Consider the following 13,005-nt stretch of genomic DNA (forward strand, 5'->3'; position numbering starts at 1 on the left):
TGATCCCATGTCTACCGTTACCGCAACGCCGCGCCTCTCCCGGGAAGTGCGCGCCACCGGCCTGCTTGCGCTGCCGCTGGTCCTTGGCCACATCTCCACTGGCCTGATTTCCTTCGTCGACAATGTCATTGCGGGCCACCACGGCACCCAGACCCTGGCGGCGGTCACCATCGGGACGGCGCTGCTGTGGCTGCCGATGCTGATCCCGATCGGCACGTTGATCTCACTCACCGCCTCGGTGTCGCAGCTGCATGGCGCCGGCCGCGAGCGGGAGATCGGCCCGCTGTTCCGCCAGGCGCTGTGGCTGGCGTTGGGCCTGGGCCTGATCATGTTCACCTTCCTCACGGTGGTGCCGCCGTTGCTGCCCGCGTTCGGCATCGCCCCGGACATCGTGCCGGGCGCGACCGCGTTCCTGCATGCGGTGCGATGGGGTGGCCCGGCGCTGACCCTGTACTTCTGCATGCGTTACCTCAGCGAAGGCATGCACTGGACGCTCCCGACCATGCTGCTCGGCTTCGGCGGCCTGCTGGTGCTGGCGCCGCTGGGTTACGTGCTGTGTTACGGCAAGCTGGGCTTCCCGGAAATGGGCGCCGAAGGCCTGGGCATCGCCTCGGCCACCATGATGTGGGTCCAGGCGCTGTGCTTTGCCGGCTACCTGTGGAAGACCAAGCGCTTCGCCCACCTGGAACTGTTCTCGCACCTGGAGCTGCCGCGCTGGGCGGCGATCTGGGACCTGCTGCGTACCGGCCTGCCGATCGGCATCACGGTGCTGATGGAGGGCGGGCTGTTCATCGTTACCGCCCTGCTGATCGGTCGCCTGGGCGCCACCGAGGCGGCATCGCACCAGATCGCCATCAACGTGGCCCAACTGTGCTTCATGATCCCGATGGGCGTGGCCGAAGCCACCACCGTGCGCGTGGGCCATGCGGTCGGCAGCGGCAACGGACTGGGCGTGCGGCGCGCTGCCATCGCCGGCCTGCTGATCATCCTGGGCACGCAGACGCTGTCGGCGCTGGTGCTGCTGTTCGGGCACGACGCCATCGTTGGGGTGTATACCGCCGACATGGGCGTGGCCGCGCTGGCCTCCACCCTGCTGCTGTACGCGGCCGCGTTCCAGTTCCCGGATGGCATCCAGGTGCTGTCAGCCGGCGCGCTGCGCGGCCTGAAGGACACCCGCGTGCCGATGTTCATCGCCATGTTCTCTTACTGGGGGCTGGGCATGCCGCTCGGCGCCGGGCTCGGCCTGGGCCTGGGCATGGGTCCGCAGGGCATGTGGCTGGGCCTGATCCTGGGGCTGACCGCAGCAGCGATCCTGATGGGCTGGCGGCTGCGCGTGAGCAGCCGTCGTGTCGGCAATGACCTGAACCTGACGGCCTGATGGCCCCCTTACTTGTGTCCGATGCCGGGCTGTCCGGCACGGGCTATGCTGGTACCACGGCAAGAAGCCAACTGGAGTTTTCCCCATGAACCAACCCGTGCGTCGCAATCCCGTCGCCAGCTTCTTCATCGGGCTGTGGGATGTGATGAACTTTACCCGCAGGCTGATCCTCAACCTGCTGTTCTTCGGCCTGTTGCTGCTGATCCTGGTCCTGTTCGTCTTCGCGATGGGCAAGGGCGCCAGCAGTGGCCGCACCCTGCAGGACCGCACCACGCTGGTGATCGCGCCGGAAGGCCGCCTGGTCGAACAGTTCAGTGCGGATCCGGTCAGCCGTGCGCTCGCAAAGGCCATTGGCGACAACAGCGCCGAGGAAGTGCAGCTGCGCGACCTGGTGCGCGCGCTGGATGCGGCGCGCGAGGACAAGAAGATCGAACGCGTGGTCCTGCAGCTGGACAAGCTGCAGCCGAGCGGTTTTGCCTCGATGCGTGAAGTAGCCGCGTCGCTGCAGGAACTGCGCGCGTCGGGCAAGGACATCGTGGCCTACAGCGACAACATGAGCCAGTGGCAGTACCTGCTGGCCGCGCAGGCCAAGGAGATCTACCTCGACCCGATGGGTGGGGTGGTGCTGGAAGGCCTCGGTCGTTACCGCCAGTACTTCCGCACCGGCCTGCAGGACAAGCTGGGCGTGGACGTGCACCTGTTCAAGGTGGGCGAGTACAAGTCCGCCGCCGAACCGTACGTGCTGGACGCGGCGTCGCCGCAGGCCAAGGAAGCCGACCTGTTCTGGATGAACGACGTGTGGCAGCGCTACCTGGCCGACATCGCCACGGCGCGCAAGCTGGACGCCGCGCAGCTGGCCGCCGGCATCGACACCATGCCCGAAGGCATCGCTGCTGCCGGTGGCGACCTGGCCAAGTTCGCCCTGCAGCAGAAGCTGGTGGACGGCCTGAAGACCCGCGAGGAAGTCGAAGACCTGCTGGCAGATCGTGGCGTGGCCGATGAAGACGCCGACGGTGGCTTCCGCAGCATCAACCTTGACGAATACCTGACCCAGATCGACACCCGTCGTTCGCCGGTCGATTCGCGGCCGCAGGTGGCGGTGGTGGTGGCGTCCGGCGAGATCGCCGGTGGCGACCTGCCGGCCGGCCGCGTGGGCGGTGAGTCGACCTCGGCGCTGTTGCGCGAAGCGCGCGACGACGACAACGTGAAGGCCGTGGTGCTTCGCGTGGATTCGCCCGGCGGTGAAGTGTTCGCCTCCGAACAGATCCGCCGTGAGGTGGTGGCGCTGAAGGCGGCCGGCAAGCCGGTGGTGGTGTCGATGGGCGACCTGGCGGCATCGGGCGGCTACTGGATCAGCATGAATGCCGACCGCATTTACGCCGATCCGTCGACGATCACCGGTTCGATCGGCATCTTCGGCATGATCCCCAACCTGTCGCGTTCGCTGGACAAGATCGGCGTGCACACCGACGGCGTGGGCACCACCCGCTTCGCCGGTGCGTTCGACATCACCCGCCCGATGGACCCGGCCGTGGGCCAGGTGATCCAGTCGGTGATCAACAAGGGCTACGCCGATTTCACCGGCAAGGTGGCCGATGCACGCAGCAAGCCGGTGGAAGCGGTGGACGAAGTCGCCCGCGGTCGCGTGTGGAGCGGTGCGCAGGCCAAGGAACGCGGCCTGGTCGATGCCTTCGGCGGCCTCAAGGCGGCCATTGCCGACGCCTCCAACCGCGCCAAGCTGGGCGGCCCGGACAAGGTGCGCGTGCGCTACATCGAGAAGCCTGCCACTCCGTTCGCGCAGTTCCTCAGCGGCTTCGCCGGCAGCCATGCCGGTGCCTGGATGCTGGGCGAATCGGGCGTGGCGCGGATGATGCTGGCCCGGTCGATGCCGGAAGTGGACACCCAGCTGCGCTTCGTCGAAGACGCCGCCCGCGACCCGCGCGGCAGCGCCCCGGTCAAGGCGCTGGCGTACTGCTTCTGCGGTTTCTGACGGCGGATCACGACCAACGGTCGTGATCTACCCGATGCGATTGTCCTGGTAGGTCACCACCGTTGGTGGTGACGCCCTTCAAAAAAACCCGGCCAAGGCGGGGTTTTTTTATTCTTTACCGGCCCGCTTCGACCTCGTCGGCGGCGCTGGTGTCCGGTGCTTTTTCCAGCGTTTCGCGCGCGGCCTTGGCCTTGTCCAGCGGTTGCTGCATGGCGTCGCGCAATGCGGTGGCCTGGGGCTCCGGACGCTTGTCAGGGTCCGGTGGCACCGGGCGGCTGCAGCCGCTCAAGGCGAGCAGGGCAGCCAGCGGAAGGGCGATACGGATCAACATGGCAACCTCGCAGGCGAACCCAGGGAAGCGCAGTTTCGCACCGCTTTGCCGGCCCGTGTGTGATGGGGTGCGCCGCACCGGCATGCGGGCTATCCTGCAGTGCCCCAAGGCAGGAGAAGCAGGTGAGTGCGCATCGTTGGCGACTGGACGGACAGACCGCATTGATCACCGGTGCCAGTGCCGGTATCGGACTGGCGATCGCGCGCGAGCTGCTGGGATTCGGCGCCGACCTGCTGATCGTGGGGCGCGACGCGGACGCATTGGAAATGGCCCGCGATGAGCTGGCCGATGCCTATCCGGATCGTGAGATCCATGGGCTGTCCGCCGACGTTTCCGACGACGAGGATCGTCGCGAGATCCTGGACTGGGTGGAAGACCACAGCGATGGGCTGCACCTGCTGATCAACAATGCCGGCGGCAACATCACCAAGCCGGCCACCGAATACACCGAAGACGAGTGGCGCGGCATCTTCGAGACGAACCTGTTTTCGGCGTTCGAACTGTCGCGTTATGCGCACCCGTTGCTGGCCCGCCACGCCGCCTCGGCCATCGTCAACGTCGGCAGTGTCTCCGGGCTCACCCATGTGCGCAGTGGCGCGGTGTACGGGATGACCAAGGCGGCGATGCACCAGATGACGCGCAACCTGGCGGTGGAGTGGGCCGAAGACGGCATCCGGGTCAACGCGGTGGCGCCCTGGTACATCCGCACCCGCCGCACCTCCGGCCCGCTGGCGGACCCGGATTACTACGAACAGGTGATCGACCGCACACCGATGCGGCGCATCGGCGAGCCTGAGGAAGTAGCTGCCGCCGTCGGGTTCCTGTGCCTGCCTGCGGCCAGCTATGTCACCGGCGAATGCATTGCCGTGGACGGCGGATTCCTGCGCTACGGGTTCTGAGGCGTACCGGCCAACGGTCGGTACCTACCGGGGTACCGCGCAGTTGCTTTCTGACAGCACGCCCTGCAGGCGCTCGCGCTCGGCGGCAGCGGCGGCTGCCGTGCCGGGCGAGGCGAAGCGTTCCCGCCCGCGCGCATCGCGGAAGCGCTGCTGCCACGCATTGCAGCGCTGGTCTTCAGCCAGCGGCTCGCAGGTATCGCGGACCACTTCGCAGCTGGCGGCGTTGACCGGCGTGTTGCCGCCCAGCGCTGTGACCGACAGCAGCACGCAGGTCGGCGGTGCCGGCTCACGCTCGTGCAGGTAGCGTCCGCCGTCCTGGCCCTGGCACTGGTAGATCTCCGGCAGCGGCGGTTTTGCCGGGCCGTCGCCGGGCAGCTCGTCACCGGGCTTGGGCAGGTTCGCACTATCCAGGATCGCAGTGCCCCGTGGCACTTCGTACGCCTCTGAAATCATGCGCTCCATCGGCTGCGCCTTGCCGGGTACCTGCGGCGGCATCGTTGCGGGTGACAACGGCTTGACCGTTGGCGCCGCAGGCGGCGGGGGCGTCGCCTGGGTCGACACGGACACCTCCGCGCGCGATGGCGCGGCGTTCATGCGCTGGATGACCTGGTGGCTGCCGGCCGGGCAGGGCTTGCCCTGCACGGTCACGTTGTCGTCCGCATCGGTGCAGCGGAACACGATCGGCTCATCGGCCACCGCCGATGACGCCACGCACAGCAGCAACAGGAGCCAATACGGTTTCATCGGCGCAGGATACAACGCGCCGGTTGCGGCGCCCTACCGGCAATCCCGGTCAAGGCGCGCATCCACGCCACGCTGCTCGCGGCTGATCGCATCGCGCTCGCTCTGCAGCGCGCTGTTGTAGCGCCGCACCAGCTCCCAGCGCCGGTCACGCAGGATCGAACACACTTCGCTGGCGGGCAACGGGTTGCACTGGTCGCGCACCAGCACGTTGCCGGCCGGAACCACCACGTCCTGGTAGGTGCCCGGGTACGCCGACCCTTCGCTGTGCCACTGGGTACTGCCGCTGCCGACGGAGAGGCTGCCGCCGATCCGTGAGCCGCCGCCGGAGACGGTCAGCGACCCGCCACTGGAGCTGACCGAGCCGCTGCCCATCGGCGCGATCGGGGGCAATGGGCGTGGTCCCGGCCCCGGGCCAGGGCCAGGGCCAGGGCCAGGGCCGGGATGGATGCCACCGGGCCGGCGTCCTGGGATCCAGGCGCTGGTCCACACCGGCACCCAGCGCGGATTGCCCTCGCTGGTTTCGCTGGTATAGCGGCTGCCGTCGTCGCGGATGCATTCGTACATCGGCTGCGGTGGCTGTACCTGCACGTAGCGCACCTCGCGTTCGGGTGCGGCAGGCGCGGGCGTGGCGGGGGCGCGATCGCTGCGCACCACGCGCGGCGCCGGATCGCGCGGGCGCTGCATCTCGCGCACTTCCTGGCGGCCGTCGCGGCATGGGGCGTCCTGCAGCGATACCGCCCCGTTGCTGCCTACGCAGCGGTAGACACGCACGCTGCTGTCCTGCGCCGCCAGCGGGGCGCTGCACAGCAGCAACAGGTACAGCGGGAGGGCAGGGTGTGGGCGCATGGCCGCAGTGTGCGGCCTTGCCTGTGCAGGCGCAAAGAACGCCATGCGGCTCAGGTGCGCAGGACGTGGCCGGTGAGGGCGTCGCGGATCGGGGTGGGCTGGTCCAGGCCACCGGTGGCGCCGTCAACCAGCCCGTCCAGGTCGCGCAGCAGGTCAGGGTCCAGTCCGGCACGGCTGCGCGCAGGCGGCTGGCCGGCCAGGTTGGCGCTGGTGGACACCAGCGGACCGCCCCATGCGCGGCACAGCGCCGCCACCAGCGGGTGGGCGCTGACCCGAACGGCAATGCCGGTGTGTTCCCCTGTGATCCATCGTGGCGCGCGAGGCCCGGCGGGCAGGATCCAGGTGTTGGCGCCGGGCCAGCTGGCCAGTACCTCGGCCCTGCGCTCGGCAGGCAGCGCGTCGATCCGCACCCAGCCTTCCAGCTGGGCCAGGTCGGCAGCGACCAGGATCATGCCCTTCTCGACCGGCCGCTGCTTGAGCTGCAGCAGCTTCAGCACGGCCGCTTCGTTGGCCGGGTCGCAGCCCAGTCCCCACACCGCTTCGGTGGGGTAGGCGATCACGCCGCCGGCGCGCAGCGCGGGAGAGGCAGAGTCGACGGTGAGTTCATTCATGGTGACGACCGTTCCAGTGCGCCGTGTTGTCGCCCGACCAACGGTCGGGCGCTACCGCGGTCAGGCCTTCTTTACTGCTTTCTTTGCTGCGGCCTTCTTCGTGGCGGCCTTCTTGGTCGCCGCCTTCTTCGCAGGTGCCTTCTTGGCAGGAGCCTTCTTGACGGCGGCCTTCTTCGCCGCCGGCTCCTTCTTCACTGCCGCCTTCTTCGCCGGGGCCTTCTTCGCCACGACCTTCTTGGCGGCCTTCTTTCCGAAGCCCTTGCGCACCGGCTTGCCGGTTTCTTCCATAAGCTGCTGCACTTCGGCCAGGGTCAGCGAGGCCGGCTCGCGATCCTTCGGGATCTTGCCGTTCATCTTGCCGTCGCTCAGGTACGGGCCGAAACGGCCGTTCAACACCTGGATCTCGCTGCCGTCGAATTCCTTGATGATGCGGTTGCGGGCGATCTCTTCCTTCTCTTCGATCAGGAACACCGCGCGGGCCAGATCGATGGTGTAGGGGTCATCTTCCTTCTTCAGCGAAGCGTAGGTGCTGCCACGCTTGGCGAACGGGCCGAAGCGGCCGATGCCCACGCTGACGTCCTCGCCCTTGTCCTCACCCAGCGCGCGCGGCATCAGGAACAGCTCCAGCGCGTCTTCCAGATTGATGGTGTGCATCGACTGGCCCGGGCGCAGCGAGGCGAACTTGGGCTTGTCCTCGGCGTCCTCGGCGGTGCTGCCAATAGCCGCGTACGGCCCGAAGCGGCCCAGCCGCACGCTGACCGGCTTGCCGGTCTTGGGGTCGGTGCCGAGCTCGCGCGCGCCACTGGCCTCGGCGCGGTCGACCGATTCCTTCTTCTCTTCCACCAGCTGGTTGAAGGGTTCCCAGAAGCGGGCCATCAACGGAATCCAGTCTTCTTCGCCGCGCGACACCGCATCGAGCTCGTCTTCGAGCTTGGCGGTGAAGTCGTAGTCCACGTACTGGGTGAAGTGGCTGGAGAGGAACTTGGAGACCGCACGGCCCACGTCGGACGGGCGGAAGCTGCGGCCTTCCATTTCCACGTACTTGCGGAACAGCAGGGTCTGGATGATCGACGAATAGGTCGACGGACGGCCGATGCCATACTCTTCCAGCGCCTTGACCAGCGCCGCTTCGGTGAAGCGCGGCGGCGGCTGGGTGAAATGCTGTTCGGCCAGGATGCGCTCCAGCGGCACGCGGTCGCCGGGCTTCATCGCCGGCAGCTTGCGGCCTTCGTCGTCGTCCTCGGCGCTCTTGTTGTCCTTGCCTTCCTCGTACACGGCCAGGAAGCCGGGCACCACCACGGTGGTGCCGCTGGCGCGGAACACGTGTTCGCTGCCGGCCGACAGGTCCACGCTGACGGTGTTGAGCGTGGCCGGAATCATCTGGCTGGCCACCGCACGCTTCCAGATCAGCTCGTACAGCTTGCGCTCGTCGTCGGTGAGGTAGCGCGCCACCGACGCCGGGGTGCGCAGCGCGGCCGTCGGGCGCACCGCTTCATGCGCTTCCTGGGCGTTCTTGGACTTGGTCTGGTAGGTGTTGGGCTTGTCCGGCAGGGCGGCAATGCCGTAATCGCGGGCGATCACGTCGCGGATCTCGGCCAGCGCGTCCTGGGACAGGTTGACCGAGTCGGTACGCATGTACGAAATCAGGCCTACGGTGCCTTCGTCGCCGATCGCCACGCCTTCGTACAGCTTCTGCGCCACCTGCATGGTCTTGCGGGTGGTGAAGCCCAGCTTGCGCGAGGCTTCCTGCTGCAGCGTGGAGGTGGTGAACGGGGCGGCCGGGCGGCGCTTGCGCTCCTTGCTGGCCACGTCGGTGACGTGCAGGTTGCCCTGGGCGGCCTGCTGGATGCGCAGGCGCGCGGCCTCGGCGGTGTCGCCGTCGGTCACGGTGAACTGCTCGAACTTCTGGCCGTCCAGCTTGATCAGGCGGGCATTGAACGGCTGCGAGGGGTGCGCGCAGGCAGCATCGATGCTCCAGTATTCGCGGGCGATGAAGGCTTCGATTTCCTCCTCGCGCTCGACGATCATGCGCAGCGCCGGGCTCTGCACGCGGCCGGCGGACAGGCCGCGCTGGACCTTGCGCCACAGCACCGGGGACAGGTTGAAGCCGACCAGGTAATCCAGCGCGCGGCGCGCCTGCTGGGCATCGACCAGGTCGCTGGCGATGGCGCGCGGCTGGCTCATCGCCTCCTTGATCGCGCGCGGGGTGATCTCCGTGAAGACCACCCGCTGCATCGGCTTGTCCTTGACCAGCCCGCGTTCCTTCAGGATCTCGGCGATGTGCCAGCTGATCGCCTCACCCTCGCGATCCGGGTCGGTGGCCAGGAAGATGTCGTCGGCGCCCTTGGCGGCCTTGGCGATCGCATCGACGTGCTTCTCGTTCTTCTCGATCAGGTCGTAGCGCATCGCGAAGTTGTTGTCGGGGTCGACCGCACCTTCCTTGGGGACCAGGTCGCGCACATGCCCATACGAGGCCAGGACGGTGAAGTCCTTGCCGAGGTATTTGTTGATCGTCTTGGCCTTGGCGGGCGATTCGACGATGAGCAGGTGCTTGGGCATGTCGTTGATTTCTGTGGGCAGCAGCCCGGGGGAGGGCGCTAGGGTGGAGCAAATGGCCGCATTAGTGAAGGGCAGCCGTCGAATTCCATACGCTGAACGCCCGGGTATGCGCCGGGCGTTCAGGTTTTGCGCCTGCTAGAGGAATCACGCCGGAGCCGCCTGTGTCAAGCGGCCGGGTGTGAGGGCCGGTCAGGACATGGACGCGGCAATGGCCCCGAAACCGAGGATCAACAGGCCGATCATGGCCACCGTCAGGATGCCGCTGATGACCAGGATCACGATGGTGACCGTGCCCAGGCCGCGTTCCTGGAACTCGGCGTTCTCGGTGAAGGCCCACTTGTCCACCACCAGCGTGTCGCACAGCATGTCGTGCAGTGCCTGCTTGCGCTCGGTGAAGGCGGCCATGATGAAGCCGATGAAAAGGGTCAGGCTGCTCAGGATGAAACCGAAGTAGCGGCCCACGCCGCGCAGGAAGGTGATCCGCTCGCCGTCGCTGCGCACCACCTTGATGCCCACGGCCATCTTGCCCAGGGTGGCGCCGCCGCGCGAGGCGTGGAAGCCTGCGTAGTAGCCGATGCCGATGGCGAAACCGCTCAGCATGGCCACCAGGCTCATCGCCAGGGCCAGGCTTTCGTTGCCGCTGGACGCGCCGATCAGGTTGAACACCACGCTGACCGGGACGTTGATGATGCCCACCACGATCGAGTCCAGGAAGTACGCCGCGTATCGCTTCCAGAAGCCGGCGTAGACCACCTCGCCACCGCCCACCACGGCCGCGCCGTAGCCGCCGGTGGCGGCCGGTGCGGTATACGGCGAATAGGTGCCGCCGCCGGTGCCGGGCAGTGGTGCGGTGCCGTTGTCGATGGCGGTGTAATCCCCGCGCAGGTCGAAGCCGCTGCCCAGGTTGCTCGTGGCGCTGGTCAGGTTCTGCAGCTGCAGCTCCTCGACCGCTTCGGACACCGGCTTCCACTGCGGGTAGCCTTCGCGCCATACCAGCGTCGTGAGGCTGATTTCACCGCGCTGGAAGCGCTGGCGCAGGTCTTCGACCAGCAACGGACCCTGGCGGTCCTGGCCGTCTGCGTAATACCACTCAGTCATTGCGTGCTTCCCCTCTCATCCATAATTGAAGTGCTGCTCAACCGCGGCATTGCGCGGGCAGATACTTGGTGTCGAGATCGCTGCTGCAGGTCCACTCCTGGCTCTGCATGTCGTATTCGAACCACAACATTTTGCCATCGAGTGCGCGCTTGCCCGGCACGGCAAATTCCATTTCGATGCCGCACTTGTCTTCGCCGATGCGGCCGATGCGCACCGCACCCACGTAGTCGCCGGCGTACGAGGTCGGGCTCTGGAAGCCATCGTCGCCGTTGACCGGGCAGCGGTCGGTGCTCATGGCGAACTCGGTCACCTGGTTCTTCAGCTGCGACACGATGCCCACCGCATTGGCCACGCGGGCACGGTGCTGGTAATCGCTGTAGGCAGGAAGCGCGATCGCGGCGAGGATGGCGATCACCACCAGGAACACCAGGCCCACCACCAGCCCGATGATCAGGCACCCGGAGGTCTTCTTCGGCGGCGGCGCGGCGCGCGGGTAACCCGGCGCCGAGGCATAGGCGGGCGCGGCCGGCCCGGGTCCGGTGGCGCGCGGCGCAGGCGTGTCGAACCCGGGAATCCTCGGCGGGCTGGGCACGACCGGCTCCAACTGCGGGCCGTCCAGCGGAAGCGGCGGCTCCACCGCCGGCGGCGGTGCGATCACCAGGCCGATCTCGTCGGCGACACTGCGCAGGGGCTGCCATTGGGCAAGCCCGTCGCGCCATACCAGGGTATCCAGCGCAATGCGGCTGGACTGGTACAGCGCGATCAACTCTTCAGATGTCAGCGGACCCCGCTGCTGACGATTCCCTTCTGCATAGAACCACTGGCTCACTTTCCATTCCCCTGAATGCGCGAAGCACCCAGTGTACGGTCAGTGAAGGGGTTCCGGTTCGTCGACGAACATCTGGGTTTCCATCCAGGCATAGGCTGCCTCGGCGCCGGGCTGGTTGAACAGCACCATCAGCACCACCCATTTGAGGTCGTCCAGGTCCAGTTCGTCCTGGTCCAGGGCCATGGCGCGGTCCAGCACCAGCTCGCGCTGGTTGGCATCCAGGATGCCGTGCTGTTCCAGGAACATCAGGAAGCCTCGGCCTTCCACGTCGAGCTTGTCCAGCTCCGGGCCATGGAAAATGCGCACGGGGCCGTCGACGCGGGCCAGGGTCACGGTCGGGCGCTGCTCGGCCAGGGCGTCCAGCCAATCGAAGGCTTTGTTGATTTCGGTGGGGCTGAAGCCGGCCTGTATCAGACCGTTCTGGAGGGAATCGCGGTCGCGGATGAGGTCCGCGTCTTCGCTGAAATAGTGTTCGAACAGGTACAGCAGGACATCCAGAATGCTCTCTTTCATTGCCCCTCGGCCTGCGTCAACGACGCTGTGGAGGTGAAGAAACTAGGGTTTTCGACAGTAGCGGCCATGGTTGGCGACCACCTTTCCATCCAGTTCCATGATCAGCAGCATGGCCGACAGCTGGTCCGCCGTCAATCCGCTGCGCTGGATCAATGAATCCATACCCGTTGGGTTTTCATCCAGCGCGTTCCACAAGCGCTGGTAGTCGGGGAGGGGGAAGGGGGAAGCGCTGGCATGCGCCGACCGTGCCTGTTCAGTGGGGGCGTCCAGGCGCCAACGCAAGGCCTGCCCCAGGCTGGCGGCCGCCCCGGTCAGCCCGGCGACGACCTCGGACGGGGTTTCCACCAACTGGGCGCCATCACGGATCAGCCGATGGCAGCCGCGCGCGCGCGGGTTGCGCACCGAGCCGGGCAGCGCGAATACCTCACGGCCGATCTCCGCGGCCAGGCGCGCGGTGATCAGGGCCCCGGAGCGGGCCGCCGCCTCGATCACCAGGGTGCCCAGGGTCAGCCCGGCCACGATCCGGTTGCGGGCCGGGAACTGCCCCGGGCGCGCCACGGTGCCGGGCGGATACTCGCTGACCACGGCGCCGCGCTCGGCGATGCGTGCCTGCAGCGCTTCGTGCCGGGGCGGGTAGGTCAGGTCCAGGCCGGTGGCCACCACGGCCACGGTGCGCCCGCCGGGTACGTCCAGGGCGGCCTGGTGGGCCCGCGCATCGACCCCGGCGGCCAGCCCGCTGACCACGCCCAGGCCACTGCGGGCCAGGGCGCCGGCGAACTCGGCGGCCAGCTCGGCACCCGTGGGCGATGGGGTGCGGCTGCCGACCACGGCCACCGCGGGGTGCCAGAGTGTGGCCGGGTCGCCGTGCACGAACAGCGCCAGCGGCGCCGGATCCAGCGGGCGCAGCAGGGTGGGGTAGTCGTCGGTGTCGATCGACAGCAGGTGCCGGCCGGGTTGCGACAGCCAATGCAGGCCGCGCGCGAGCGCGTCGCGGTCGGGCAGCGCCAGCAGTGCCCGCTGGTGCGGGCTGCAACCGGCGGCGCGCCATGCGGCAGGGCCGGCACGCAGGGCCTGGGCGGGATCAGCGAAACGGGCCAGCAGGGCGCGGCGGGGTGCCGGGGCGCCACCGGCGAGGACCAGGCGCAGCAGCGCCTCGGTAGAGCAGGGCAGGTCATCGGGCATCGGCTCAGGCTAGCCCGCATACGAC

At 67.8% G+C, this 13,005-nt stretch carries 12 protein-coding genes; 3 read left to right on the top strand and 9 right to left on the bottom strand.

What is annotated here, in order from left to right:
• The first annotated feature begins 7 nt into the window (after window positions 1-7).
• Entirely contained in the window at window positions 8-1,378 is a 1,371-nt protein-coding gene (locus QE395_RS01930) for an MATE family efflux transporter (protein WP_095363049.1), read from the top strand.
• 85 nt (window positions 1,379-1,463) lie between these two features.
• Window positions 1,464-3,368, top strand: coding sequence for a signal peptide peptidase SppA (sppA, locus tag QE395_RS01935; RefSeq protein ID WP_068854181.1), 1,905 nt, complete (start codon window positions 1,464-1,466; stop codon window positions 3,366-3,368).
• A gap of 115 nt (window positions 3,369-3,483) precedes the next feature.
• Here the strand turns inward: sppA and QE395_RS01940 are convergent, their stop codons facing one another.
• Window positions 3,484-3,699, bottom strand: a complete 216-nt coding sequence (locus tag QE395_RS01940) for a hypothetical protein (protein WP_068854180.1) — start codon at window positions 3,697-3,699, stop codon at window positions 3,484-3,486.
• A gap of 122 nt (window positions 3,700-3,821) precedes the next feature.
• Between QE395_RS01940 and QE395_RS01945 the strand changes: the two genes are divergently transcribed.
• Window positions 3,822-4,598 (top strand): SDR family oxidoreductase, encoded by a 777-nt coding sequence (locus QE395_RS01945; protein ID WP_068854179.1) that lies wholly within the window; start codon window positions 3,822-3,824, stop codon window positions 4,596-4,598.
• Between the two features lie 24 nt (window positions 4,599-4,622).
• On the opposite strand, the gene QE395_RS01950 is transcribed toward QE395_RS01945, so the two are convergent.
• The 8 genes from QE395_RS01950 to dprA all read right to left on the bottom strand — a co-directional run bounded on the left by QE395_RS01950 (window position 4,623) and on the right by dprA (window position 12,980).
• The gene (locus QE395_RS01950; RefSeq protein ID WP_095363048.1) at window positions 4,623-5,342 is read right to left on the bottom strand and encodes a DUF4124 domain-containing protein; all 720 of its coding nucleotides are present in this window, start codon (window positions 5,340-5,342) and stop codon (window positions 4,623-4,625) included.
• A gap of 33 nt (window positions 5,343-5,375) precedes the next feature.
• Window positions 5,376-6,188 (bottom strand): DUF4124 domain-containing protein, encoded by an 813-nt coding sequence (locus QE395_RS01955; protein WP_095363047.1) that lies wholly within the window; start codon window positions 6,186-6,188, stop codon window positions 5,376-5,378.
• Between the two features lie 50 nt (window positions 6,189-6,238).
• The gene (locus QE395_RS01960) at window positions 6,239-6,799 is read right to left on the bottom strand and encodes a Sua5/YciO/YrdC/YwlC family protein (RefSeq protein WP_095363046.1); all 561 of its coding nucleotides are present in this window, start codon (window positions 6,797-6,799) and stop codon (window positions 6,239-6,241) included.
• 60 nt (window positions 6,800-6,859) lie between these two features.
• A complete protein-coding gene (locus QE395_RS01965) occupies window positions 6,860-9,358 on the bottom strand; it encodes a DNA topoisomerase I (protein WP_068854175.1) in 2,499 nt (832 codons plus the stop codon).
• Window positions 9,359-9,547: 189 nt separating this feature from the next.
• The gene (locus QE395_RS01970; RefSeq protein WP_093534746.1) at window positions 9,548-10,456 is read right to left on the bottom strand and encodes an RDD family protein; all 909 of its coding nucleotides are present in this window, start codon (window positions 10,454-10,456) and stop codon (window positions 9,548-9,550) included.
• 37 nt (window positions 10,457-10,493) lie between these two features.
• Window positions 10,494-11,285: a pilin gene (locus QE395_RS01975; RefSeq protein ID WP_095363045.1), complete on the bottom strand. Its 792-nt coding sequence runs from the start codon at window positions 11,283-11,285 to the stop codon at window positions 10,494-10,496.
• A 39-nt stretch (window positions 11,286-11,324) separates the two neighbouring features.
• Window positions 11,325-11,798: a DUF494 family protein gene (locus QE395_RS01980; RefSeq protein ID WP_306987407.1), complete on the bottom strand. Its 474-nt coding sequence runs from the start codon at window positions 11,796-11,798 to the stop codon at window positions 11,325-11,327.
• 42 nt (window positions 11,799-11,840) lie between these two features.
• Complete coding sequence (gene dprA, locus QE395_RS01985) at window positions 11,841-12,980, bottom strand: DNA-processing protein DprA (RefSeq protein ID WP_306987409.1); 1,140 nt, start codon at window positions 12,978-12,980, stop codon at window positions 11,841-11,843.
• Window positions 12,981-13,005: the final 25 nt, after the last annotated feature.

The sequence above is a fragment of the Stenotrophomonas sp. SORGH_AS_0282 genome (assembly GCF_030818125.1).
GTDB classification, from domain to species: domain Bacteria; phylum Pseudomonadota; class Gammaproteobacteria; order Xanthomonadales; family Xanthomonadaceae; genus Stenotrophomonas; species Stenotrophomonas rhizophila_A.